Annotated in this window: 19 protein-coding genes and 1 tRNA gene; 4 read left to right on the top strand and 16 right to left on the bottom strand. The window is 46.6% G+C overall.

What is annotated here, in order from left to right; all coding sequences use genetic code 11:
• Positions 1-82: 82 nt before the first annotated feature.
• Positions 83-156: transfer RNA gene (locus F6X55_RS19910), tRNA-Gly, on the bottom strand.
• Positions 157-473: 317 nt separating this feature from the next.
• On the opposite strand from F6X55_RS19910, the gene dat reads away from it, so the two are divergent.
• Together dat and F6X55_RS19900 are read left to right on the top strand one after the other, a co-directional pair.
• Entirely contained in the window at positions 474-1343 is an 870-nt protein-coding gene (gene dat / locus F6X55_RS19905; RefSeq protein ID WP_153465533.1) for a D-amino-acid transaminase, read from the top strand.
• Positions 1344-2149: 806 nt separating this feature from the next.
• Positions 2150-2656: a DNA topology modulation protein gene (locus tag F6X55_RS19900; protein ID WP_026571832.1), complete on the top strand. Its 507-nt coding sequence runs from the start codon at positions 2150-2152 to the stop codon at positions 2654-2656.
• 47 nt (positions 2657-2703) lie between these two features.
• Here F6X55_RS19900 and F6X55_RS19895 read toward each other — a convergent pair whose 3' ends face one another.
• Together F6X55_RS19895 and F6X55_RS19890 are read right to left on the bottom strand one after the other, a co-directional pair.
• Positions 2704-4485 (bottom strand): methyl-accepting chemotaxis protein, encoded by a 1782-nt coding sequence (locus F6X55_RS19895; RefSeq protein ID WP_153465531.1) that lies wholly within the window; start codon positions 4483-4485, stop codon positions 2704-2706.
• Positions 4486-4782: 297 nt separating this feature from the next.
• The gene (locus tag F6X55_RS19890) at positions 4783-5226 is read right to left on the bottom strand and encodes a hypothetical protein (RefSeq protein WP_051382241.1); all 444 of its coding nucleotides are present in this window, start codon (positions 5224-5226) and stop codon (positions 4783-4785) included.
• Between the two features lie 163 nt (positions 5227-5389).
• Here F6X55_RS19890 and F6X55_RS19885 point away from each other — a divergent pair, with 163 nt between their 5' ends.
• Positions 5390-6205 (top strand): alpha/beta fold hydrolase, encoded by an 816-nt coding sequence (locus F6X55_RS19885; RefSeq protein WP_237648726.1) that lies wholly within the window; start codon positions 5390-5392, stop codon positions 6203-6205.
• A gap of 346 nt (positions 6206-6551) precedes the next feature.
• Here F6X55_RS19885 and F6X55_RS19880 read toward each other — a convergent pair whose 3' ends face one another.
• The 6 genes from F6X55_RS19880 to F6X55_RS19855 all read right to left on the bottom strand — a co-directional run bounded on the left by F6X55_RS19880 (position 6552) and on the right by F6X55_RS19855 (position 14385).
• The gene (locus F6X55_RS19880; protein WP_051382242.1) at positions 6552-7136 is read right to left on the bottom strand and encodes a spore coat protein; all 585 of its coding nucleotides are present in this window, start codon (positions 7134-7136) and stop codon (positions 6552-6554) included.
• 239 nt (positions 7137-7375) lie between these two features.
• On the bottom strand, positions 7376-8395 hold the full coding sequence (locus F6X55_RS19875) for a LacI family DNA-binding transcriptional regulator (protein ID WP_272914959.1): 1020 nt from the start codon (positions 8393-8395) through the stop codon (positions 7376-7378).
• A gap of 35 nt (positions 8396-8430) precedes the next feature.
• The gene (locus F6X55_RS19870) at positions 8431-10785 is read right to left on the bottom strand and encodes a glycoside hydrolase family 31 protein (protein WP_153465527.1); all 2355 of its coding nucleotides are present in this window, start codon (positions 10783-10785) and stop codon (positions 8431-8433) included.
• Positions 10786-10870: 85 nt separating this feature from the next.
• The gene (locus F6X55_RS19865) at positions 10871-11710 is read right to left on the bottom strand and encodes a sugar ABC transporter permease (RefSeq protein ID WP_026571828.1); all 840 of its coding nucleotides are present in this window, start codon (positions 11708-11710) and stop codon (positions 10871-10873) included.
• Entirely contained in the window at positions 11710-13038 is a 1329-nt protein-coding gene (locus F6X55_RS19860; RefSeq protein WP_026772447.1) for a carbohydrate ABC transporter permease, read from the bottom strand. Before F6X55_RS19860 ends, F6X55_RS19865 begins: the two co-directional genes overlap by 1 nt.
• A 72-nt stretch (positions 13039-13110) precedes the next feature.
• Complete coding sequence (locus F6X55_RS19855; protein ID WP_026571826.1) at positions 13111-14385, bottom strand: sugar ABC transporter substrate-binding protein; 1275 nt, start codon at positions 14383-14385, stop codon at positions 13111-13113.
• Between the two features lie 293 nt (positions 14386-14678).
• Here F6X55_RS19855 and F6X55_RS19850 point away from each other — a divergent pair, with 293 nt between their 5' ends.
• Entirely contained in the window at positions 14679-16445 is a 1767-nt protein-coding gene (locus tag F6X55_RS19850; RefSeq protein WP_153465525.1) for a glycoside hydrolase family 13 protein, read from the top strand.
• 348 nt (positions 16446-16793) lie between these two features.
• On the opposite strand, the gene F6X55_RS19845 is transcribed toward F6X55_RS19850, so the two are convergent.
• From F6X55_RS19845 to F6X55_RS19815, 7 genes are all read right to left on the bottom strand, one after another.
• Positions 16794-17927: a CdaR family transcriptional regulator gene (locus F6X55_RS19845; RefSeq protein WP_153465523.1), complete on the bottom strand. Its 1134-nt coding sequence runs from the start codon at positions 17925-17927 to the stop codon at positions 16794-16796.
• 58 nt (positions 17928-17985) lie between these two features.
• Positions 17986-18528 (bottom strand): hypothetical protein, encoded by a 543-nt coding sequence (locus tag F6X55_RS19840; RefSeq protein WP_026571823.1) that lies wholly within the window; start codon positions 18526-18528, stop codon positions 17986-17988.
• Between the two features lie 10 nt (positions 18529-18538).
• The gene (locus tag F6X55_RS19835) at positions 18539-20167 is read right to left on the bottom strand and encodes a sodium:solute symporter family protein (RefSeq protein WP_026571822.1); all 1629 of its coding nucleotides are present in this window, start codon (positions 20165-20167) and stop codon (positions 18539-18541) included.
• Complete coding sequence (locus tag F6X55_RS19830; protein WP_237648725.1) at positions 20164-21321, bottom strand: glycerate kinase; 1158 nt, start codon at positions 21319-21321, stop codon at positions 20164-20166. The genes F6X55_RS19835 and F6X55_RS19830 overlap by 4 nt, the downstream gene beginning before the upstream one ends.
• An 11-nt stretch (positions 21322-21332) precedes the next feature.
• Positions 21333-23060: an alpha-amylase family glycosyl hydrolase gene (locus tag F6X55_RS19825; RefSeq protein WP_153465518.1), complete on the bottom strand. Its 1728-nt coding sequence runs from the start codon at positions 23058-23060 to the stop codon at positions 21333-21335.
• 171 nt (positions 23061-23231) lie between these two features.
• The gene (locus F6X55_RS19820) at positions 23232-23660 is read right to left on the bottom strand and encodes a DUF1801 domain-containing protein (protein ID WP_153465578.1); all 429 of its coding nucleotides are present in this window, start codon (positions 23658-23660) and stop codon (positions 23232-23234) included.
• 97 nt (positions 23661-23757) lie between these two features.
• Entirely contained in the window at positions 23758-25035 is a 1278-nt protein-coding gene (locus F6X55_RS19815; RefSeq protein WP_153465516.1) for a hypothetical protein, read from the bottom strand.
• Positions 25036-25274: the final 239 nt, after the last annotated feature.

Below are 25274 nucleotides of genomic sequence, written 5' to 3'. Positions count from 1 at the left end.
CATCCAGTTAATTTTAACCAAATTAAAAACGCAATGCCTCGTTGCTTTAAAAACGAAACACTGCGTTGGCTCATGAGTTCATTGGAGCGGGTGAAGGGAATCGAACCCTCATCATCAGCTTGGAAGGCTGAGGTTTTACCACTAAACTACACCCGCATCTTAAGTAGACAAATCATCACCTGCATTTTCCAGTTTTTCCTTTGGTCCGAAAGCTTCGGCAAAGGCTTGAAAAGAATATTTCCTTTAAGTGATGTTTATCATTATAACAACCGGATTCCGGTGTTGCAATAGGTATATATCATTTTTTGTCGAAAAAAATGACTGTTTTTCGGAAAAGAAGATGGGGATCCCGGAAAAACGCGCAGCTAGCTCTATGAAAACCAGCATCTACAGCCATTCCACCATATAATACAAGGTTATTCTGTGCTATAATTTTTTATAACTGTCAACTTCGAAAAAGGAGGATTCCTTCCATGATTTATTCACAGGTTTTGTCCCAAACAAATTTCGTGAACGAAGACGAGTTAATGTACCCGTTCCAGGAACGCGGACTGCAGTTCGGGGATGGTATATATGAAGTCATCCGCGTTTATCAAGGACATTTTTATTTAATAACCGAACATATCGACCGGCTTTTCCGCTCGGCAGAGGCTGTCAAACTAACCTTGCCTTTCACGAAAGAACGACTATTTCAGCTGCTTGGTGATCTGCTTAAAGTCAATCAGATAAAAGGAGATGCCAAAGTCTACCTCCAGGCAACCAGGGGTTCGGCTTTACGGGACCATGTCTTTCCGGATGTCGATGCAAACTTTTATGCATACGCTCAGGAAACGCCTCGACCGATTCAAAAATTGACCAACGGTGTAGCCGCGATCACCCAGCCGGATGTGCGCTGGCAAAACTGTTACATCAAAAGCCTGAACTTGCTTCCGAATGTGCTTGCCAAACAAGAGGCAAAAGAACAGGGAGCATTTGAAGCGATCCTCCATCGTGATGAAACGGTGACAGAATGCAGTTCCTCCAACGTCTATCTTGTAAAGGACGGGGAAATTCGTACCCACCCGGAAACGAACAACATTCTGCATGGATGTGTCCGTTCCCGAGTAAAGGTGCTCGCTCGACAACTGGATATCCCTTTACTGGAAAAAGCATTCTCGACTGATGATTTGCAGCAGGCAGATGAGGTGTTCCTGACGAGCAGTACAGCTGAAATCATGCCGATTGTGAAAATCGACGGGATGAAAGTACACAAGGGAGAACCTGGACCTGTCACGAAAAAACTGCAAAAAGCCTATGAAGAAGACGCCGGTCTGACTGCATCTATATTCGCACAAGTAAGATAACGTAAGAGGTCGGGACAAAAGCAAGACCACTAAAGTACAAACCGAACGAATTCTAGCTGCCAATCAAATTCGTTCGGTTTGTATTTGTATATTCTCTTTTTATCCTGTTGTTTGATGTGTGCTTCGAATCGCTACGGCAAGTTACTACGCGTTCCACGGGCACGGCTTCAACTTCCTCCGAAAGCACCAACCGCTTTCTTGCGGGATTTTCAGCTCGTGCTGTTCCCGTTGGAGTCTCCGTATCTTGCCTTCGCTACGTTTTTGTGCTCTGATTTCCACACGATAAAGACAAGATGAACCGTATTCTTCTATTGGATGATAGATATCTAAACAGTGACAAAGACGAAAAATCAGCATCTGGGTTCCTTTATTCTTCGGAATTGAACAATAGCATAAAAAGGATAAAGAAGTACTCCTGGTTTCCACGCAGCTTCGCTCTCTATCCGTAACGGCAATAGGCAAAGCGGTATTCTTTGCCAAGTTAGCTGAAGCCGTGCCCGCGGAAAGCGAAGTACCTTGCCGGAGTGGAAAATTGCACTTTTCATGAGAAGGGTAGGAACGGTTTGCTTTTTACTAGGTCACGATGCTTTTCTCCCAGGCTCTTTTGGTTTTCCTTCGGAACGAACCACGATTCAGCTTTCTTCTAAAAAGTTATTGATTTTTCTAAAAATAATGGTATGATTAAAAATCTGTCACCAGAAAAACAAAATCTTCCATTCACCTTGTTGTTTTGCTTCATCATCGAACAAACCCACAAACAAACACATACGCTCAGACAAAATATGGTTACCGGGAGGGACTAATCCTTGAAAAAAATCGCGATTATCGGTAGCGGCGGTGCCGGAAAATCAACATTGGCCAGACAATTGGGCGAGATTCTCCATTTACCCGTCTACCACTTGGATGCTTACTTTTGGAAGCCCGGCTGGCAGCCGATCAGCAAAAAGGAACTGCAAACGCTGCAGCAGGAGATCATCCAGCAGGACGCCTGGATCATTGATGGCAACTACGGGTCCACCATGGAATTACGGCTGCAGGCTGCAGACACTGTGATTTTTCTCGATTATTCCACCTTGAGATGCTTATATGGCATAGTCAAACGACGCATTCAGTACCAAGGGAAAACCCGTCCCGATATGGGAGTAGATTGCCGGGAAAAACTCGACCTTGAATTTTTCCTTTGGGTGGCCAGGTTCAAGAAACGGAGGGCCCCTGCTATCAAAGACAAGCTGAGGAACACGAACGACATTACCATCTACCATTTAAAGACCCCTAAGCACACGAAAAAACTGCTCAATCAGCTAAAAAAATGACCTCTTGCCTTTACATAGCTACAGTTGGTGTTCCGGCACGCCCGGCCTCATATGGTAAAGCGTGCGACCGCCTTATCAAGTTGTCTTGCGTAATCTGCTAGGGTGGCGGCGCTGTCGGAAACACCTCTGATTTCCTGCTTCTGTTCAAGAACCGAACCAGACGCTTGCTCAAAACCGATTGAAAATTGATTGGTGATATCTGCGATTTTATCGACCGATTGGTTGATATCTTTGCTGTTCAAGCTCAGCTGTCGGATTGTCTGAGAGATGGTTTGGATTCCATCGGCCATTCCTGCCATCTCTTCCTGTATGTAATGAAAACTTGTCTCTGTCTCCAAAGATTTCTGTTTTCCTTCTGCGATTTGCTGATAACCATCGGTCAGGGATGAGGAAACATTCGCTGTATCGGCCTGTATTCCCGAAATCATTCTGGTGATTTCACTGACAGAAAGCTCGACCTGTGTTGCAAGCTTCCGGACTTCTTCGGCCACCACGGCAAACCCTTTTCCGGCAGTGCCCGCCCTGGCTGCTTCAATCGAAGCATTGAGTGCAAGCAAATTCGTTTGTGCGGCAATTCCCTTGATCACTTCCACCAAATGAGAAATCTCCTTGGAACTCTCGTCCAAATTGCGCATTTTTTCCACAGCACTTTCAAAAATAGCATACACTTCTTTCATCTGGCTGGTTGTGCTGTTCATCGATTCACTCCCGGCCTGGGTGGCAGACAGGACCTGTTTGGAAGAGGCAGCCAATTCAGCTCCCTTTGCATCTGCCCGTTCAATATCCTGATAGAAACCGCTGACTATCCCGTGAATGCTTTGTGAAAAACCGGCTTGTTCCTGGGAGCTTGCCGATAATTGCTGCATAGTGGCTGCTATATTTTCACTCGCCTGTTGTACTTCATTGGAATGCCGGTATAAAAAGTCGCTCTGCCCGGAGACTTGACGGGATGTTTGCTGAATATGGCCGACCATCTCCTTGATTTTCCGATTCATCTTGTTCACCGCTTTGGTCAGCTGTCCGATTTCATCCTCCCCTTCATAATCAATTTCTTGGTTGGTCAAATCTCCGTCCGCAATTCGATGACTGACTTCCACTAGTTGCTTCAACCCTTGTCTAAGGGTGCGGGCAATCAAAACGGCCATTCCGGCACTGATAATACTGACAATCATTATTACCGCCGCCATGGAAATCATGGCTGTCCTGATATTGTTTTCGGCTGCAGTGATCAATTGGTTACTGTCAGCTTGAACATCCGTTTTAAGTTGATCAAGCAGTTCGACATTCTGATTACGAAGCGCAGAAATCTGCAAACGTGCATCGGTATATATTTCCGTGTCTCCTCGAACCACTGACGGGACGACATTGTCGACAAACAGTTTATCGATTTCCCGGTTGTTATTTTCGATTTCCCGGAACGTTCCAGCCGCTGGAGTATCAGTTACAGCGGCAGATACCTCTTTTATTTTTTCATTCAGACTGTTCCGAAGCTGACGGTATTCCTGCTGGTCTTCACTTCGCAAAAACGTTATATAATCGGCGATGCGGATGTCCTTCGACCTTATTAATGAACCAATTTCCGTCATCTGCACCGCCCGTTCTTCCTGAATCTTAATACGATGTATATCCTTCACTAAACTGACCAGCAAACTGCCAATGATAACGGCGGCAGCAAGATAAAGCCCAATTGTCAAAAAAGCCTGCAACAACAGTTTGCGACTTATCGTGATATTGTTCCACTTGCTTTTTTTCAAAAAGTAACTCCTTAAGGCTGCCCGTCTTGTTGCATGCTTCGTGTTTTTACTGCCTGCCCAAAACTTTATCCCCATTTCCCCCTACCACCTTTTAATTTTTCTTGTCTATCTGTAGCAAATTTTAAAAGAACCTGGAGGGGATTGCTATGCAATCGTCGATACTTTACAAAAACTTTAAATGCGAGTGACCAAACACATCAGGTGGTTCGAGATTGACAGAAAAGCCGCGGGCTATCCGGATACTGCCCGTTAGTATGATCGAAAATTTACGCCGTCCCTTCGTTTCACTTCATAGACTCCGTAAGACATACTACCTATCCATTATTTGGCCGGCAAAAAACCGGACCCGTTCGAAGGTCCGGTTTGCTTTCTTTATTTACTATCATCTTCCTCTTCCAGCTTTTCCATTTCCCGATGGGTTTGCGGGAAGCCGTTGGCAACCCATTCTGAACGATACTCGTGATCCAGCCCTGTCAAACCTTTTTCTGCCTCATCCTCGGGGGCATCGGGGCTTTCGATTTCATCTTTTTTTTGGATGGTTGGATCAAGGTTGGAAGAACCTTTGCCATCTTGTAATTTTGCGTCCGCTTGATCGATCATTTGTTTTTCTTTATTCATCATATCCATTTGCTTATCGATGGCCGTTTTGGCCTTTTGCATGGTTTTGCCCGCCCCTGTTTTGACCTTTTCCATCATCTCATTGGCGTTTACGCTTCCATTTCCCGATTTTTCCTGATATTTCTTCACAGCCATAACCGTACCTGCTGAGACCAAAGCTGTAGATCCGGCAATCATTCCCATTGTTGATTTTTTCATGTGAATCCCCTCCGTTTAATTAGCCGTAATGAATAATTGTGCTAGTAATCTATATCCTTTTTCAGCATAATCTAAACGATTTCATTGCAGATTGCTGCTCAGACAGGCAACCGATTCGTTGGATTGCATAAATTAACAAGGGATATCGAAAGGGGCAGATAAAGTGGTTGACGAACGGAAAATAAATGTAGGGAAATATAATATGAATGTCCGTCTTTTCAATCAAGGAGACGGTAAGGATGTTGTTGTTTTAAACCACGGAATTCCGACTAATTCCCACTTATGGGACTATGTGATACCTTACCTCAAGCAAAACTATACCGTATTGGCTGTGGACATGATCGGATACGGAAAATCAGATCGGGGACCTTGCGAAGACTTGACCTTGCCAAAACAAAGCCAATATATTCTTACCGCAATGGATCAGCTTCAAATTGAAAAAGCTCACTTTATCGGTCACGATTTGGGCGGGGGAGTTGTTCAAATCATTGCAGTCCATCATCCCGAACGGATGAAAAGCATGATTGTCATTGATGGCGTTACGTATGCCAACTGGCCGTTGCCTATCGTTGAATCAATCAGGTATCCAACTGCAGAAGAATTCATGCCGTCTCCGTTATTCATTGAACGGATGCTTAGAGAAGGAGTGTACTTCCCTTCCATGCTGACGCCTGGTTTGCTTCAAAAATTCACCTCTCCATTTAATACGCCATCTGGACCGGAGGAGCTCCGTCAAGCATCCTTGGCCCTTAATCACCATCAAACAGAAGACCTTGTCCCCTACTTACCAAACATCAGCAAACCTGTCACCCTGCTCTGGGGGCAGCATGATCGATTCCTGGTTCCGTACTGGGGGATGATCCTTCATCAAACGATTCCCGGGTCCGTGTTTAAGATCATTCCGAACGCAAGCCATTACTCCACGATTGACCAACCAACACTTGCGGCAGCTGCCTTTTTAGAGCATCTAGATGCATAAGCTGGGTAAGGGTATTACGAAACGAACGGAGCGCAAGCGATGGCAGAAGAAAAAACGAAGCTGCATTTCCGTGTTGCCTTTTTGCTGACACCTTAACAAGGGTTTTCTAGAAAGAAAAGCGCAAAGGCCTGTTTAAATGAGTACAGGCTAATTTTCCACATCCTGTGACAACACCTTCATCAACACCCATCGACAAGCTCAACCAAGGCCTCGAAGCGGCGGTCTATTGTCACACACAGAGGCTTTGCTTAAATCTTCGAGGGGGCCGCTGGAGCTGCACATCTCTTGCTTATCTCCTAAAAATAAACAGTACCGGACCTTTGTAGGTAGCGGTACTGTTTTTCGGTCATTGCATTTGTCCGGATTGGAACTGGTTGGTCTGACCGCCCATTTGGTTGGGCATCGGCTGAAAAGAAGCGGCCATGGTCGAAGTTTGCTGGGAGTTGAATTGTGCTGGCTGGTAGTAACCTTTTTGGTTCATCCAGCTCCACATTTCATACGCCATTTCCTGGCACAAATTAGCGCCGTTCACGTGATAACTGCGAAGCTGCGGGTCCACACATTCATTTGCCCACTGCATTCCCATCATGGCACCTGCTTTATGAGCATTCAATGCCAACGTCGCCATTGTCTGATCCGAAAGCGACTGAGTATTCACCGACGGTGCCGAAGAATTGTTCTGCTGCATCCCCGGCATAGTGTTGACTGCCTGGAAATTCGGGTATTGGTGGGCAAGTTGTACATTCTTGCCTTGCATTAAATTGACCCCTTGCTGATAGGCCGTTATCATTTGCTGCTGGTGTCTTGTCAGCATGCCCTTTAGCTGCTGGTCATTACATTGGTTGGCAAAAAAGCCATGCTGTTCAATTTCTGCTGCTTTGGTTCTAAGTGCTTCCTGTGTTTCTAGAAGCTCGTGAGCTGGTGCATTCATCGTAATACCTCCAATAAGTATAGTTGGACTTGATCCACTCCCTATTGTCTTCCAATCCAAAAATTAAATGCGCCATCTTTGAATTCCCAGAAGGACTATACCCCAAAGTCACTTTTCAAATAAAAAAGAGTCCGGGACAAAAGCATCGTGCCCAAAACAAGAACCGAACGATTCCCTCATTCGCTCGGTTTTTGTTTTGATAGCAATACTTTTGTCCCGGCCACCGAAAATTCCTTTACTCATTTTTGCTCCTTCACCGAACCACGGTAAATAATGGTATATGGCACAATGATCCGCTTCGGAGGGATTTTGTTGTCGATCGTCCTTTCAATTAGCGCCCTGGCTGATTGGGCGCCTAACTCATGAATATTGATATCGACGGTTGTCAACGCCGGCTTTGTTATCTCAGACAAATAAGCATTATTGAAACTGACCAGCGAGATATCATGAGGAACCTGGACGCCGGATTCCTCGAGAGTACTCAGTACCCCAAGGCTCATTAAGTCATCTGTCACGACAATCCCGGTTGGACGTATAGGAAGAGAAAGCAACTGTTCGACCGCTTCCTTTCCGCCTGATTTTAAAAATTCCGTATGGATGACATAGTCTTCGTCATGCGGCAAGTCTGCATCTGTCAACGCCGCCAGGTAGCCGGACTCCCGGTCCCTTGTAACGAAAAGGTCCTTGGAACCCCCGATGAAGGCGATTTTCTCATGGCCTCTTGCAATAAGATGATTGGTGATTTGCTTTCCAGCCATAAAATTGTCATTGTCGACATGGGTGATTTCTTCCAGCCTGGCAAAGGGCTTGCCGATCATGACATACGGAAAATCCCGCTCCTCGAGAAAGGCCACGACCGGATCTTCCACACGGGAATACAACAAAATCAGTCCATCGACATAACTGCCATACACCATCCGCTGTACTTCTTCCAGAATTTCTTGTTCTGTCTCGCCACTGGAAAGGGTCAACGAATACTGTCGTTCATGAATGACAGAACCGATTCCCCGAAGAACCTCGGGAAAAAACGGATTCTGTAACGCTTTATTAGCAGACGACGGCATGATGGCACCGATTGCTTTAGTCGACTTAGCCACCAGGTTACGTGCATGGATATTGGTATGGTAGCCGAGCCGTTCCATTGCTTCGCGCACTTTTTGCTTTGTATCCGGACTGATCCGCGGATTGTCCGCAATCACGCGTGACACAGTAGAGGGGGATACACCTGTTTCCTTTGCTACATCCTTTATTGTCACCATCAGCCAAGTCCACCCTCTACTTTTTTGTTATTCGTTCATTCTGTCAACGACAGGTAACTGTCTCCGTTTTCTTTTTCTCCATTCAGTATAACATCCTGGCCGTCCTTCCGACCAATTACATGGATATCGATTTGCTGATATGCCGGTACATAATCGCCTCGACGATCAACGATATCCACCTTGACAGCTTCTTCGGTCGACACAACCTCCACTTCCAGTTCCAAATAGCTTCCATGCTGATAAGCAAAAGTTTCCCCGTCATCATCATAGAACGTAAAACGGTAATCCTCTCCCTGATCACCGGCATAAATATCCATCCGCACCCTTTTCCATGACTTGTCTTTGTTGGACGTCCAATCTGTCTGCATCACCGCCGTCCCTTTTTTAATAAACAACGGCAGGTCTTCCAGTTCAGCATGGATCAAATAGGTGTTTTCCCCTTGATACGCCACGCCGCTGGATGCCTCGACCCATTCCCCTTCCGGAAGGTAAACGGCACGGTCCACGACTGACGGAGCGAGAATCGGGGCAATGATCACATTATCGCCGATCATGAATTGATCATTCAGATTGTACGTTTTCTCATCCTCGGGGAATTCCATGAACAATGGCCGCATCACCGGCAATCCCCGACTGCTTGCGATGGCGAACAGCGAATACAGCTGCGGCATCCAGCGGTACCGCATCTCGATATATTCCTTGATCACTGCTTCATACTTTTCTCCAAAACGCCATGGCTCCTGATACAAAAAACCGATGGCCGAATGGTTACGGAAAAAAGGCGTAAACGCCCCCACCTGTGTCCAACGTGTCAATAGTTCTCCGTTCGAATGGTGTGCAAATCCACCGACATCCGGTCCCGTGAAAGAAATTCCGGACAGTCCAAGGTTCATCACCATCGGCAGGGACATTTGCAGGTGCTCCCAGAAGCTGCGGTTATCTCCCGTCCAGACTGCAGCATAACGCTGAATCCCGGCAAATCCGGCTCTGGTCAGCAGGAATGGACGCTTACCGTCGAGCTGATCTTTCAATCCTTCATAAGTCGCTTTTCCCATCAACATCCCATACAGGTTGTGAAGCTCGCGATGGGTGGCAGGACTTCCATCGTTCCAGTGCATGACCTGTACATCCATCGTTTTCGTTTCATTGAAAACAGCCGGTTCATTCATATCATTCCAGATACCCTCGACACCGATTTCCGTGTAAAAACGATGCTTTTCCCCCCACCATTTCCGGGCTTTTTCTTCGGTGAAGTCGGGAAATGCACTTGTCCCCGGCCAGACATCACCGAAATAAATATCTCCTTCGAGATACTTGCAAAACAAATCACCGGTGACCCCTTCCTGATAAGTCGGGTATTCCGGGTCTTTTTTGACACCGGGATCCACAATCGGCACGACCCTTATCCCCATTTCGCGCAAATCGCGAACAAGTTTTTCCGGATTTGGAAACCGTTCTTCATCAAAAGTGAAAACACGGTACCCGTTCATATAATGAATATCGAGATGCAGCACATCGAGCGGGATATCCCGGTCGATAAAATGTTGAGCAACTTCCCGCACTTCTTCTTCCGTCTGATAGCTGTAACGTGACTGATGGTAACCGATCGCCCATTTCGGAGGCAGCGGCATTCTCCCTGTCAGGTATGTGTATTGCTCCAATACGTGCTTTGGTTCAGGACCTGCCATTACATAATAATCAAGCTGTCCTCCTTCTGCTCGGTAAGCATAACGCTCTGCGAAAGAACGCATATCAAACCAGGAACGGAACGTATTATCAAAAAAGATGCCGTGCGCTTTTCCGTCTCTCAGCGTCATGAAATACGGTATCGACTCGTAGAGCGGGTCTGTTTCCGGATTATGCGGGGCATACACGTCCGTATTCCACATCTCATACATTTCACCGCGTTTATCGAGAAAACCGGCCTTCTCTCCAAATCCGTAAAAGTGATCATTCTCATGCATCTGTTTAAAGACGGCTACCTCGCCGTTTTCCTGCCAAGCCATCCCATGTTCCGCTTCCGTTACCAATTCCCTTCCTTGCCGGTCATAGATGTGGATTCGAAAAGGAGTCTTGGAAATCGACAAATGAAGCTCAGTTGTTTTCAATTCATAAACCTCCGCAGTGCCATCCTCCTCGACGTCGACTTTCTTTGCTTCTGCAACTACGGAGCGTGATTGACCCCCACTCGGTTCGCCCTTTGGATTCATGGTGATGCGGACAATGGCTTCCGTATAAAAGCGGATAGCGACCTGTCCGTTTTCACAGATGAAATGAAACGAATCGTTCCCTTTCTCCTGATATTTCACATTGCCGATGTCGTGATAGACAGCCGCATTCCTCTGCTGCTCCGCACCTGGATGAATCGCAAAACTAGTATCTTCTAACATGTCGTACCTCCTGTTCATCAAGCTGTAAGTATCTATTTTATTGTAACGTTTTCATATGAGATTCAAAGTAAAAGGCGCAACATTCTCAGCCTTTTGTGCCGCCTGCTGTCAATCCGGAAATCAAATAGCGTTGCAAGTATAGATAAACAGCGGCAATCGGCACTGCCACCAGAATCGACCCTGCTGCGAATCTGGTAAAATTGTTGGCGAACTGGTCATTGATAAAGTTGTAGAGTCCCACCGCCAGCGTGTAATTGTCAGCACTGGACAAGACAATCGAAGGCAAGAGAAAATCGAACAGCGGCATCATGAAATTGAATAAGGCGACGACAGCCAGTATCGGCTTGGCCAGCGGCAGCATAATGCTCCAAAACACCCGCAAGTGCCCAGCGCCGTCAATCCGTGCGGCTTGATCCAGTTCACGTGGAATCGTATCAAAGTAACCCTTCACCAGCCAGGCATTGAACGGAATTTGTCCTCCTAAGTAGATCAATATCAACCCTGTCAGCGTGTCCAACAGGCCGATCATGTTAAGGAAAATATACAGAGCGACCATCGCCATCATGACCGGAAACATTTGCAGCAGCAAAAAGATGTACAAACCGTTTTTTCTGCCGACAAATTGATAGCGTGAAAATGCATAGGCTACTAGCGAAGTGAAAATAACGCTGCCGACAGCTGTTACACCAGACACAATCAGAGAATTCTTGTACCAGAGCAGGTAGTCACTCTCCGAACTGAACAACCATTTATAATGATCCAAAGAGAAATTTTCCGGAATGATGGAGGATGAGTAAAGGCTGTTACCCTGGTTGAAAGAAATGCCGATTGTCCAAACCAGTGGATAAAATATCGCCACGGCGACAGCCGTCAGTACCAAATACATGGCAGCGACTTCGATTCTTGATTTTTTCTTCTGGTTCATCAAATTTCACCCTCTTCTTTGAATGATCGAGTTTTTCTGAATTGATAAAAAGCGAAACAGGAGACGATCACTCCCATGATGATGGAAATAACTGCAGCCATGCTGTAATTATTGGTATCGAAGGTCAATTTATAAACCCAGGAAATCAGGATGTCGGTCCCGCCGGCATTTTGCCCTCTCACAGGTGGTCCACCTTCATTGAATAAATAAATGATATTGAAATTATTGAAGTTTTGCGCATACTGCATGATCAGCAAAGGCGCAGTAGCAAACATGACATGCGGCAATGTGATATGACGGAACTTTTGCAGCCTGGAGCCACCATCCACATCCGCCGCTTCATACCAGTCCTTCGAGATACTTTGCAGTACCCCGGTAAACAAAGCGAAAATAAACGGAAATCCCAGCCATGTTTGAATCAGGATAATGGCAATCCGGGCATAAAATGGGTCACTAAGCCATGGCAAACCACCGCCTCCAAGCAGCGGAATGATAATGTCTCTGTTGATGGCTCCGAAGTCATCATTGAACATGGCGGAGAAAATCAAGATTGTCACGAAGGCTGGGACAGCCCAAGGTAAAATCAAGACCGTGCGGATCAGTTTTTTAAATTTAATGCGGGGATCATTCACGATCAAGGCGAGAAACAATCCCAAAGCGATTTGCAGTGTAGTCGCGACGACCGTCCAGACAATGGTCCAGGAAAACACACTCAAAAATGTATCCTGCCACAGCGGAACTGTTACCAGGTTGACAAAGTTGTCAAAACCTACCCAGTCTACCAAATTACGTGGCGGCGAATTATATAGATTATAGTTGGTAAAGGCCAAAAGCACAGAGAATAACAAAGGAAAAATAACCACAAAAACCATGAGCAGCAGACCGGGAAAAGTCATCAAATAAGGGAACGCATACTCATAAAACGAGCTGATGGCATCCCGGAACGATGAAGGCTTCCACCCATTCTGTATCTTCCGTGCCTGGTTTCTGGCGTCAAGGACATTGGCAATGTACAAAGCAAGAGCAAAAAACACGCCAATTAAGGAAAGCACGCCAAACACCAACAGCCGGATGGAATGGTCTGTTCCCGGAATCGTACCGAGTGTCCGGAGTCCCCAAAGTCCATAATTGATTGATTGCAACATTGTCGCCAGAAATGCAGCTTCAATGATAAGGAAACAAATCCCCTTTACATAGCGGCGGTTGTACAACTGTCCAAGACCCGCAAACAATATTGATAGACAAACCGCCAGTGCCGGACTATGTTTCTTTTTCTTGCTTCCCCTTGTATCCTTGTTGTCTTCTTGCTGGTAATCAGGCAAGGCCATTTGATTCACCCCTTTTTTAGCTATTTCATAAAGATAATGGGAAGATGCTCCTTCCCATTACCCCTAAAATACTTACTGTCCCGAAGCCTCTATATTTGCCTTGATTTGTTCGACTGCTTCATCCAATACAGGCTGGACATCTTCTCCATCCGCCAAGAACTGCAACGCATTGTTCATGGGTTCCCATACTTGTGACATCTGCGGGGTGCTTGGCATCGGAACGCCATGTTGGATTTGGTCCGCGAACGCAGCATGAATCGGATCTTCAATCGCTTCCAGGGCTTCCGTGTTCGGCGGCAGTTCGCCTGCTATTTCATAGTAATGCTGTAAGCTTTCATTATTCGTTAAAAACAACGCAAGGTCGGTTGCCCAATCTTTATTTTCCGAGTAATAAGAAACCATCCAGGATTTTACACCGACCAACGTTTCTCCCGGCTCTCCGTTAATCGTAGGGAACGGAGCAAAAGCAAGACTGTCACCAAGCGCTTCTCTGTATCCAGGAATGGCCCATGGCCCGTTTATAACGGCACCGACCTTGCCTTCTGTAAACAATCCGTCGATTACGTCGGAGGTCGTGGATGCAGGGATTTTTTCCTGTCCGAAGAATGATTGATAAAGCTCTCCGCCTTCCACAGCACCATCGTTATTCAGGCCGATATCGGATGTATCATATTCACCGGTATCCCCTCCAAAAATATAGGCACCGAAGTTTTTGAAGAACGGATAAGCAAAGTAAAGATCATTCGGTTTCATCAGAAAACCATACTGTTCTTGTTCAGGATTGGTGTGCTCGCTGACCACATTCTGCAAATCTTCTATTGTCTCAGGAGCTTCCGGAATGATATCCGTATTGTAAAAAATACCATACGTTTCAAAGACCATCGGCGCTCCATACCAATCGGTTTGCCCGTCATAATTGTAGGAGACTGCTTCCATCGCAGCTTCGCTGTAACCGCTGATTTGCTCATCCGACAATTCGAGCGGCTCGGCAAGTCCTTGTGCCACGATGTTCCCTATACGGTCATGAGGCTGGAAAAATAAATCAGGCCCTTTTCCTTCCGGCCCGGCAAGTGCCAATTCCTGTTCCTGATCCAGCATCGATTTTGCAACCACGTTGACTTTGATTCCTTCCTGCTCTTCATAATCAGCTGCTATGTCTTCGATTGCTTCCAACTGGGCTTCTTCGTCATTTGCCCAAATCGTCAGCTCTTCCGGTTTTTCAGCGGATGCTTGGTCAGAATCCTCTCCGCCTGCCGGTTCTTCACGCTCTGGCGCACACGCCGCCAGTAAAAAACAAAAACTCAACAGCAGGATGAATTTAATCGACATTCTAAGACTTTTGTTCATTTTCTTCTCCCCTTTTCTTTTGCGCAAACGTTTGCACTAATATGATTACATTTTACACCGCACGTTTCATTTGTGCAACCGTTTTCACTTATTTTTTTTAAGTGGGGCCTGACCCCAAAAAAACACAAATCCATGGGTTGACGAGTTGAAGCGCTTTCTGTATATTGGTAGCAATTGATCGACAATAATCTGAGGGCAATGCCTGGCTCTGGCCACAACCCCGTTTTCCATTTGGAAAACGGGGTTTTTTAAATGGGTGCCAACTGGCCCGCTCTCCCGGGAGGAGTTTAAGGATGATAAAAGAAGCAGTCTATCACCGGCCGAAGGATAACTTCGCCTACATGTATGATCAGGAAACGCTGCACATCTTGCTTCAAACAAAAAAAGATGATATCAACAGTGTCTCCCTCATCCATGGAGACCCATATGATTGGAAGGAGGAAAAATGGCAAACAGACAGTAAACCGATGAAAAAAACCGGCTCCACGGATTTGCATGACTACTGGTTTGCTGCAATCAAACCGCCTTTCCGCCGGCTCCGTTACGGTTTTCACTGTGAATCTGAAGAGGAAGTCTGCTATTTCACCGAGGGTGGATTTTTCCATTCCAAACCAAGTGATATCGCCAATTATTTTTGCTTTCCTTACTTGCATGCCGTGGATTTATTTTCACCGCCAGCCTGGGTGAAGGACACGGTCTGGTATCAAATTTTCCCAGAACGCTTCGCTAATGGCGATGCTGCCCTCAATCCGCCCGGGACGGTGGAATGGGGACGTGCCAAACCGACACCGGAGAACTTCTTCGGTGGAGATTTCCAAGGTGTGATGGATCACTTGGATTATCTGGAGGAACTAGGAATCAACGGTATTTATCTCACCCCTGTTTTCACCGCCTATTCCAATCATAAATATGACACGATCGATTACATGGAGATCGACCCGCAATTTGGCGACAAAGAAACCTTTCGCCGTTTGGTCGATGCTTGTCACAAACGCGGCATCCGGGTCATGCTCGACGCGGTTTTCAATCACAGCGGCTATTATTTCCCGCCGTTTCAGGATGTCATGGAAAATCAGGAACGTTCGCGCTACAAAGATTGGTTCCACCTGCGGGAATTTCCTGTCAAAGCGGACGGCCAACCAAATTACGACACTTTCGGCTTTGTCGGTTCCATGCCGAAACTGAACACAAACAACCCGGAAGTAAAAGACTATTTACTTCGGACAGCTAAATACTGGGTGGAAGAATTCAATATCGACGGCTGGCGGCTCGATGTCGCCAACGAAGTCGACCATAGCTTTTGGAGGGAGTTTCGGAAAACGGTTAAGCGTGTCAAGCCCGATGTATATATATTGGGAGAAATCTGGCATGATTCCATGCCTTGGCTGAGGGGAGACCAATTCGATGCGGTAATGAATTATCCATTCACCAATAGAACGGTGGACTTCTTTGCGAAACAGAAGATCCCTGCATCGAAGTTCGCACAATCAATCACAAAGGTCTTGCATATGTATCCAGCCAACGTCAACGAATCGGCATTCAACCTGCTCGACAGCCATGATACGCCAAGGATAGCAACACTAGCCGACCACGACAAAAATAAAATCAAATTACTTTATTTGTTCCAATTGTCCTTTATTGGTACGCCTTGTCTTTACTATGGGGACGAAATAGGCATGGCCGGGGGAGAAGATCCAGGGTGCCGCGCATGCATGGAGTGGGAAGAAGACAAACAGGACCGGGAGCTGTTCGCCTTTGTCCGTTCCTTGATCGAACTTCGGAAAAACGAGCCGCTTTTCGGCAATCATGCCGACTTCCGCTTTCATGAAACCAGCAATGAAAAGTGTCTGGTTTATGAAAAATCCGGTAAAACCGGCCGGCTGTTATTTGTCCTCAACAATAGCCCCGAAGCTGAACTGCTATCGACTGGAGATTTCGTGGGAACACCTGACTCACGGGAATGGCGACTTTCAGCTGAAGGCATTCTGAAAAAGCAGCCAATAACATTGCCTGTCGAAATGGAATTGCCGCCATTTGGCTTTCGTATTTTCGAACAATAAATCACCGGGCTTACCCGCTCGATAGTGGAGATTTAATTAATAAGGCAATGTGTTTTTCGTAACGACGAAGGATTACGTTTGTTAGTACACTACACCCAGTCCTAAGAAAGGAATCACTTTAAAAAACGAAGCCGGGACAAAAGCATGTCCACAAAATTCGGTTCTATTCCTCTTGTCTTGAAACTCAGACCGTGAAAACGAAGTGAAGGCAAGATACGGAGACTCCGACGGGAACAGCACGAGCTGAAAGCGAAGTGCCTTGCCGGGGTGGAGAGCAGCACATTTCATAAGAGAAGGTTAGAAGTCCGATTTTTATTTTGGCCACGATGCTTTTGTCCCGAGCTCGTTTCAGTGTTTTTCCAGGAATGCCAAGCCCAGCCAATATAATGCCGCGTCCTGAAATTTCCGGGGATCAAGACCCGTCAACTGCTCCATTTTTTTTAAACGGTACTGCAAGGTGTTCTTATGGATGAACAACGCGTCACTGGCCGACGCAATGCTTTGATTATGTTCGAGGAACACTTTGACAGACTCCACCAGTTGATGCTGCTTTTCATCATGAAAAACAGGGAAAAACCGCTCGACAAAATCTTCTTTTACCGTTTCGGGAATCTGGAAAACAACCGACTCGATACCCAACTCTTGAAATACAACAACAGACTGTTGTTTTTGCCTGGCGAAAAACACCGCTTGTTGTGCCTCTTCGAATGATTTCACTGTGCCATCCATGCCGTGATGCTGTCTGCCCAAACCGCAATAAATTTCGACTTGATTGCTGCTCAGACGCCGGAGGCTCTCCTTTACCCGGGAAGGAAAGAAAGCAGGCGCGTTTTGCTTCAACAAAACAAACTGGTTGGATTGCCACATCACCAGGATATCCTGCTCCCCGACACCAAGCATGTCGCCAACTTCTTTCATGATCGAGCGTAAGCGTTCCTGCCTGGTCACTTCTGAATCCTGTTTTCTCTTTACATGGACAAGATCAAACAGTAGAACCTGTCTTGATGTCGACATATCGATGCGCAATGTTTTTGCACGCAGCATAAAATCACGCCGGTCGGTCCATTGTCGTTGCATCCATTCATGCACAAACCGCTCTCTCGCGCTCTTTTCCAGTTCAAGTTCCTGGCTTACATACGCTTCTTTTACCATCACCTCGGTCATTTTGTGAATGATTTTGGCATAGTCGCTGATTTCGTCCGGATGCCCGGTAATACCGATCACGCCAATCAGCGCTCCTTTGAATAAAATCGGCATGTTCATTCCTGCCTTTGCCCCTTGGTGGCTCTGATCTGAATAAATCGGAACCGTCTCCCCTTCCTGAATCGCTTTCAAAGCTCCTTCATGAAAGCTGCCGATCCGCTCTGTATCTTTACTTGCAATGATGACGCCTGTCTCATTCATGATATTGATATTACGTTCAATGATTTTTTCCATTTCCAAAACGATTTGCTGTGCGATTGCTTCAGATAAAAGTGCCATTTGCCATCCCCCGCATGTTGTTTTGAAATACAGCAAGGACTGCCGTCGAGGCAGCCCTTTATTTGCTGGAAGCCATGACAGCTTCCAGCAGTGAATCTTTGATTCCTAAGTCAATTTTTCCATTTGCAGCATCTACCGCTATAATATCGATGGTTTCCCCCTGAAGATAGCCAATCCAGTATGGCACATACAACAAGGACGTTTCCAGGATATCCACCGTGATGTCTTTGCGCTTCTTTTCGCGGCTGAAAGCCTCCCAGTAAATTTCATCCCGTGCGACCTCCGGAACAGGTCCACCGCATGGCAGGAGCAATGTCTGTTCGTTTTCCGCCGGGTCGTATTGAGCTGATTCTGGAAGAATGGCCGTATGGTGACGATATGTTTCCACTGCAACCTTCCCCCGGATCGGATCTTTCATCTGCTTGCTGTGATACTGATAGGTAAAGCACCAGTAAGGAAGATGGACCAACTCAATGGAGGTCAATTGACGTCCCGAGCGGAACAACCGCTGCCATTTGGCAATCAGGTTGTTTTGATGTTGTCTAATCGACCGTACGGCTTCCTCTTGCCCAACAGCCTGTTGCAATACATAGCTATCCATGTGCTTTCACCTACATCGTTGTTGTTTGAATGATATATAAAATCAGCAAGGTGACGAAGAAGTAGCCAACCAAAATGTACGGCCATTTTTTCATCGATTTTTCCTCTTCGATTTCTTTTATTTTATCAGCTTCCGACTGACGCCTTTTCAATACTTCCTGCACCGGCTCCGTGTCACCGAATACCAAGCCGGCAAGTTTCTCCTTCACCGGTGCTTTGCCAAACAGGCTGACGGCATATCCAACAGCTACTGCTACGACAGCTCCGACAACATTATTATACAAAAACGAGATATCGGCAAACGTAACCACTGCCCAGACAGCGAGCATTCCGGCAATGACTCCGACAAATGCTCCAGTACCGTTCGCCCGCCGGAAAAAGATAGCCAGTATGAAAACACCAAGCAGAGCACCATAGAAGTAAGAGCCGATTTCATTCACCACTTCGATGACCGGGCCGAGGTTCCCTGCAAAAAAGGCAAAAACCGTCGCGTATAATCCCCAGAAAATCGTGGCCCAACGGGAAGCTTTTAAGTAATGGCCTTCCGAGGCGTCTTTTTTGAAATATTTTGCGTAAAAGTCACGAATCGACACCGCTGACAGTGAGTTCAAAGCCGAATCAAGGCTCGACATCGCTGCAGCGAAGACGCCGGCAATGATCAACCCGGTGATACCTACGGGAAAGTTGTTGACCACAAACAGCGGGAACAGTTCATTCAAGTTTTCAACTCCGGGGCTGCCAGCCTGCGAGTAGAATGCATACAGCATAATTCCAATAATCAGGAACAGCATCATTTGCGGAAAAATGAACAATCCGCTGACAATCAAAGACATTTTACTTTCCTTGATGGACTTACTCGTCAATACCCGTTGAATCTGGCTTTGATCTGTGCCGAAATAAGCGGCATGCATGAAGAAACCACCGATGACACCGGCCCAAATACTATACTCCACAGACAAGTCGAACCGGAAATCGAGCGACTGCAGCAAACCTGCCTCAGCACCGATATCCATGGCACCGGAAAAACCGTCCGGCATGGTACTGATGATTTTAATGATGGCTAATGCGGCTCCCAGCCACAAGACAAACATTTGAATGACATCTGTCCATATGACAGCGGAAATTCCGCCCAGAACGGTATAGGCAACCGCGATGATCGCCATGATGATAATTGTAACGTTTACATCCCAGCCGGTCACAACGGATAAGACCAACGCAGGGGCATACAAGACCACTCCTGTGGCCAGCCCGCGAGCCACCAGGAACAAACCGGCTGTCAGCGACCTTGTTTTCGCATCGAACCGCCTTTCCAGATATTCATATGCCGTATATACTTCCGTCCGGTAAAAGAACGGCACGATGGTCACCATCAAAAATGCCATGACCAGCGGAACATTGATATAGGTGTTTATCCGCTCCAGTCCGCCGGAATATCCCCAGCCTGGCGCACCGATAAATGTAATCGCACTGGCCTGTGTCGCCATTACCGACAATCCGATTGCCCACCAGGGAATGCTGCGTCCGCCTAAAAAATAGTCCTTCGTGGATTTTTGATTTTTTCCGAAAAATGCACCGAAAAATGCTATCCCCAATACATAAACAATCAAAACGATAAAATCGATCGTTGTAAAGTTATTCATTTTGTTCCCCTCCCAATCTCCCTTTTATCTAGTAAAATCAGCTGCATCGTCCGCTTGGCTGCTTTATATAACAACGCTTTCCCTTCAGCCATTGCGTCCTTCAGCTTCATCGGCTGATCTACAATCGGTACGACAGCCGTGAGCCCTTCCTCGTAGAGCCGGTCGAGACCATCGCCGATCATGCCAGCAAACGCCACAACCGGTATCCCTTTCTTCCTGGCAGTCCGGGCGACACCTACCGGCACTTTGCCGAACAACGACTGGCCGTCCACTTTTCCTTCTCCGGTGAACACAACGTCCGCTCGGTCCAAGTGTTCATCCAGTTTGGTCAATTCGACCATCAGCTCCAGGCCGCTGCGGAATTCGACCGTCAACAACGAATAAAGCAAAAATCCGATTCCGCCAGCAGCACCGCTGCCCGGTTCTTCCGTCATGTTCCGCTTTACTGCTTTGCCTGTTACTTTAGCAAAGGAGGCCATTCCTGCTTCGAAATTTTCAAGATCCTCCTCCGATATGCCTTTTTGCGGGCCGAACACCGCGACAGCTCCGTCTTTGCCGAGCAACGGATTGGTCACATCGGAGGCGACGATAAATTTGACTTGCTTCAGATTAGGGTGGAGGTCGGAGGCGTCTACTTTCCCTATCCGGTCGAGCCGCCCGCCGAGCCGCCCCATTTCACGGCCGTCTTGCCCGTAGACCTTCAGTCCCAATGCCTGGAACAATCCGACACCTGCATCCACGGTTGCACTTCCGCCAAGTCCGAGAATGACTGTTTCCGCCCCTTTTTCCAATGCATCCTTGAGCAGCTGGCCGGTTCCATAGCTGGACGCTTTCCAAGGATCCAGCTCCTCTTCCGTCAGCAACGGCAGTCCGGAAGCAGCAGCCGTCTCAATGACCGCCGTTTTTTCTGATTCCACCCAGCCATAGCTTGCCGCAATCATCCTGCCAAGCGGATCCTCTACCTGGCACGTTACTTTGTCTCCGCCTCTGCTAAGCAGAACGGCATCGACCGTCCCTTCACCACCGTCAGCCATCGGCAACTCTACTACTTCAGCCTGTTCATCCGCTTCCCTGACAGCACGGCTGATCGCTTTGGCTGCATCGATGCTCGTGATGGAACCTTTGAAAGAATCAGGGGCAATTACATACTTCATGTTGATACCCCCTAGGCCTTCAACCAGATAACTTGATACGGCTCGAGGGAAACCGACAGCTTATCCGTTTGGGGGCGATAGGTTTTTCCTGAAATAAGATCGCGTGCTGTTTGGCTGCCACTATCAAGAATCAGGCTTTGCTGATTATCGGATACATTGATCAGGACAAATACTTTTTCTTCTGCATTGTCTTTATTCGTCCGGACGATTGAAAAGACATGGTTGTTCAACTTGAGTACTTGCTGTGGGCTGTTTGGATGGAATGCCCGTTCAGCGGTTCTTATCTTGATCAATTGTTTCAGGTTATCTAGTACCTGGCTGCGTATTGACGATGGATCTGCAAGCTCTTTTTCAAGCTTGCTCCGGTCAAGCTTCTCCCGATTGATGGAACGGTAACGTCCAGTCGCCTCGACTCCTTCCTGATCATTCTGCGAACCAAGCATACTGTGAATATAGATGCCGGGAACACCGGTTACAGAAAGCAAAACCGACTGTGCAGCCGCAAACCGCTTCACCTTCTTTTCCAATTCATCATCTGGGTGTGACAATGCATCAAAGTAATTGATGTTCAGCTCATACGGACTTTTTGTCCCGTCGCCATTATCCTTGTAAGAAACATAGCCGCCGTGGGACTGAACCTGGTCGATCATTCCCTCGACTTCCTCATCGGTCAAGATTCCCTCCACAGGACGGACGCCGATTCCGTCATGCGAGGCCAGAAAATTAAAAAAGGTGGTTTCTCCCGTTGTTTCTTCCACGCTGCTTGCCCAGTCAGCTAGGTGACTCGCATCCCCGGTCAAAAAGGTGTGAAGCGTCAATGGAGGCAGCGGGAACTGGTACACCATGCGCGCTTCGTTATATCCATTTCCAAAATAACTGATATTGTCCTTATGCGGGACATTGGTTTCCGTTATCAAAATCGTATCAGGCGCAATCGTCTCGACGATATGCCGGAACAATTGAATCATTCGATGGGTCTGATCCAAATGGATGCAGCTCGTGCCCATCTCTTTCCATAGAAATCCGATGGCATCGAGACGGATCAACTTGGCTCCCTTACCGATATAAAATAAAAGCAATTCGATGATCTTCAGAACGAGATCCGGATTTTTATAATTCAGGTCAATCTGATCTTCACTGAACGTTGTCCAAATGTATTTCGGTCCGTTAGCGGTTTCAAATTTCGTCAGCAGCGGCAATGCCCTTGGACGAGTAACCTTGCTGTAATCAGCTTCCGGATCGGCTTCGATAAAAAAATCCTGATAGGCAGGATTCCCTTTCAGGTACTCCTGGAACCAATCACTTTTGGCGGAAATATGATTGATAACAGCGTCGAACATCAATTCATAATCGTCTGAAAGGCTTTCAACTTCATCCCAACTGCCCAGCTTTGAATCGACCGAAAAGTAATCGATTACAGAAAAGCCATCATCCGAACTGAAAGGATAAAAAGGCAGTACATGGACACCGGAGACGGTATCCTTCACATGACCGTTCAGAAATTCGTGGAGACTTTGTAAAGGAGCTTTGCCGTCTTCCTTGATGGTATCGCCATACGTAATCAAAATCGTATCCTTCTCCGATACAAACTCGTGCTTCCTGTTTTGAGTTGGAATAGTCGACTCATACTCATCCAGCAATCGTTGTATATTTGTCAGTAAGTAGGCAGCGTCCTGCTGTTCATAAATGGATTGCAACTTCTCTTCCATAGCGTGAAGCGTTTTCTTGTTTATTTCCATGTTGTTCGCCTCCTCAGCTTTGATTGTTACATTCTATCAAACCGAAAAACCGCTTTCAATGTTACCTGTAACAAAATAATGCTCATAAACAAGTTTTATTTTGTTCATTTGAACATAAAATTTCCAAAAAAATACCGCTCCCTGTTTGCCAGGTGCGGCGATAACGGCCAATCATTTTTGGGGGGACGGATAAGCTTCCTGCAAAAACGTCACGGACTGGATGATCATCTTTTTTAGAACAGCTGGATTGATATCCGCAAGCTTATTGATATAAATACAGCCTTTCCCGGCCATATGTTTCCCCAGCTCAGGAAGCAGCTTTTCACGATTTGGATCACCGGTTGCCATATACAGGCTGATGCGTGCCTTGCGCGGGGAAAAACCGACGAGCGGAGCATCTCCCTCGTGACCGGAAGCATATTTGTAATGATAGGAGCCAAAACCGATGATACTCGCTCCCCACATTTTCGCCTGATATCCAGTCGTTTCGGTAAAGATATCCAACAATTGATAGGCATCCTCCCTTTTTTTCGGATGGTCGACCGCTTCGATAAACGCGATGACACTATGCTCGTTCTCTTTCGTCTTCAGCTCGTACACGTTGCTTCCCGCCTTTCTTGACATTTTTTCATTCTCTTATCCCTGAGTATAACAAACAACCAGCTAAAAACCAGGTCATGATCAGCCTTTTGTGACCCTATAAATCTTTTAGCGAAAGAACTTCTCCATCAGCTCCAGAAACTCCATAGTGGCAGTCAAGTTTGCCGCAGAGGATGTACTTGTTTTCAGTAGAATCATATACATATACCGGTTCCAGCTTCAACAGGTCCTTCATTTTCTCAAATGCCATTTCTTTAGGGAGGGTTACAGATTCAGGGGCTTCCCAGGACTCAAACATTTTCCACAAGTCTTGGTTATCGATATAATTTTCCGGGATTAAACGATCAGCATCGATAAATACAAGCAGCTTTCTACTAAACACCCTCTGACTATGATTATTGGGCTTTAGCGTTGCAACCAGTTTTCCATTTTCACGGTGGACTGTCTTCATGATCCACTTTCCTGAATCATCCGGGTATTCTTGCTGCAGCACTTCTCTTACTGCCTCCTTACATCCATCTTCTTGCTCACAGGTAATTGGCAATACATCCGGCGATGGCTCCAAAGCAAATGCCTGATCCATTGTTATATTTTCCTGCCAGCTCATCTCTAGCGGAGTAAAAGAACTTACTGAATCAACCTGTTTCCACCAGAAGAGGGGGGTGTCTACTAATACAATAGTCCCGGAGGAAGCGTTCACTTCAAAAGGTATCGTTCCTTTTCGATCGTTTTTCACGTATATTTCTTCCAACGCGTAAACGGAAGTCAGCTTCTCTTGCTCGAAAACCGGAAACTCAACCGACTGCACTTGTTTTTTCGCCAACTCTTCTATGGTGTCAATACTCAGTTGATAGACAGCTTTCTCCACCACTTCCGTCGTCGGAAACTCTCCGGTAATCGAAAAGAAGATTAGTTTTCCTTCATCATCCAGCTTTATTTCTATTTGACCACCGGGAGAAGTGGGCATTCCGTCCACACAGGATTGAAACCGAAATTCCTGACAGGAAGCTTTCTGTGCGGAGAATTGATTGCCAAATACCAGCCCGGTTTCTTTCTCCACCCAACTGATGACAGCCTCCCTTGATGAAGGAGAAAAAGCGATGCCGTTTTCCGCAAATGATTTCCCACCGACAAATATGGCACTCGAGAAAACATGTTGATTGATATCCATTTCAATTACTGCCGTCCCCTCTGGATTTAACCCATCTTCGTCGGGCACTTGAGCATGGATTGGAAACCATTCCATGCTCAAGGTATATTTCGTTTGTTTAAACATGTCTACATGGCGATTAAAAGCATGTCTCCCCAAATAGTAGTTGTGCAAACCAAATTTCTTTTTCGTCACATCCACCAATGCTTTCATTCTATCGTCCATATTCCTCTCCTTCCTTCAACCGCTTATATCCTGGTCAAAGTTGGCATTATATTGATTACTACGAAAACACTCGTGCATTTGTTTCGTCTTAAGACTTCGGAATACCGATATAACTTCATAACCCATGCCAAATAAAGCTGGTAAAGCGTGGTCAGCAAATTTCCTGAGATGAATGAGTGAAAAAACAGAAAAAGATAGTCTATTGAAAAGCGAGGGACCTTGTCGGCGTGGAGATTTGC

The organism is Sediminibacillus terrae, assembly GCF_009602435.1.
In the GTDB taxonomy this organism is placed as follows: Bacteria; Bacillota; Bacilli; order Bacillales; family Amphibacillaceae; genus Sediminibacillus; species Sediminibacillus terrae.
Note: the sequence above shows the minus strand (reverse complement) of the source record. Positions and strands in the feature narration are given on the sequence as shown.

What these genes read in the sequence shown, in the direction of transcription:
- F6X55_RS19880 (WP_051382242.1), bottom strand. Translation starts at nt 7,136, where the DNA reads ATGAATGCACCAGCTCACGAGCTTCTAGAAACACAGGAAGCACTTAGA.
- F6X55_RS19840 (WP_026571823.1), bottom strand. Translation starts at nt 18,528, where the DNA reads ATGGATAGCTATGTATTGCAACAGGCTGTTGGGCAAGAGGAAGCCGTA.
- F6X55_RS19870 (WP_153465527.1), bottom strand. Translation starts at nt 10,785, where the DNA reads ATGTTAGAAGATACTAGTTTTGCGATTCATCCAGGTGCGGAGCAGCAG.
- F6X55_RS19830 (WP_237648725.1), bottom strand. Translation starts at nt 21,321, where the DNA reads ATGAAGTATGTAATTGCCCCTGATTCTTTCAAAGGTTCCATCACGAGC.
- F6X55_RS19815 (WP_153465516.1), bottom strand. Translation starts at nt 25,035, where the DNA reads ATGGACGATAGAATGAAAGCATTGGTGGATGTGACGAAAAAGAAATTT.
- dat (WP_153465533.1), top strand. Translation starts at nt 474, where the DNA reads ATGATTTATTCACAGGTTTTGTCCCAAACAAATTTCGTGAACGAAGAC.
- F6X55_RS19875 (WP_272914959.1), bottom strand. Translation starts at nt 8,395, where the DNA reads ATGGTGACAATAAAGGATGTAGCAAAGGAAACAGGTGTATCCCCCTCT.
- F6X55_RS19835 (WP_026571822.1), bottom strand. Translation starts at nt 20,167, where the DNA reads ATGAATAACTTTACAACGATCGATTTTATCGTTTTGATTGTTTATGTA.
- F6X55_RS19860 (WP_026772447.1), bottom strand. Translation starts at nt 13,038, where the DNA reads ATGGCCTTGCCTGATTACCAGCAAGAAGACAACAAGGATACAAGGGGA.
- F6X55_RS19890 (WP_051382241.1), bottom strand. Translation starts at nt 5,226, where the DNA reads ATGAAAAAATCAACAATGGGAATGATTGCCGGATCTACAGCTTTGGTC.
- F6X55_RS19865 (WP_026571828.1), bottom strand. Translation starts at nt 11,710, where the DNA reads ATGAACCAGAAGAAAAAATCAAGAATCGAAGTCGCTGCCATGTATTTG.
- F6X55_RS19845 (WP_153465523.1), bottom strand. Translation starts at nt 17,927, where the DNA reads ATGGCACTTTTATCTGAAGCAATCGCACAGCAAATCGTTTTGGAAATG.
- F6X55_RS19895 (WP_153465531.1), bottom strand. Translation starts at nt 4,485, where the DNA reads ATGGGGATAAAGTTTTGGGCAGGCAGTAAAAACACGAAGCATGCAACA.
- F6X55_RS19850 (WP_153465525.1), top strand. Translation starts at nt 14,679, where the DNA reads ATGATAAAAGAAGCAGTCTATCACCGGCCGAAGGATAACTTCGCCTAC.
- F6X55_RS19825 (WP_153465518.1), bottom strand. Translation starts at nt 23,060, where the DNA reads ATGGAAATAAACAAGAAAACGCTTCACGCTATGGAAGAGAAGTTGCAA.
- F6X55_RS19855 (WP_026571826.1), bottom strand. Translation starts at nt 14,385, where the DNA reads ATGAACAAAAGTCTTAGAATGTCGATTAAATTCATCCTGCTGTTGAGT.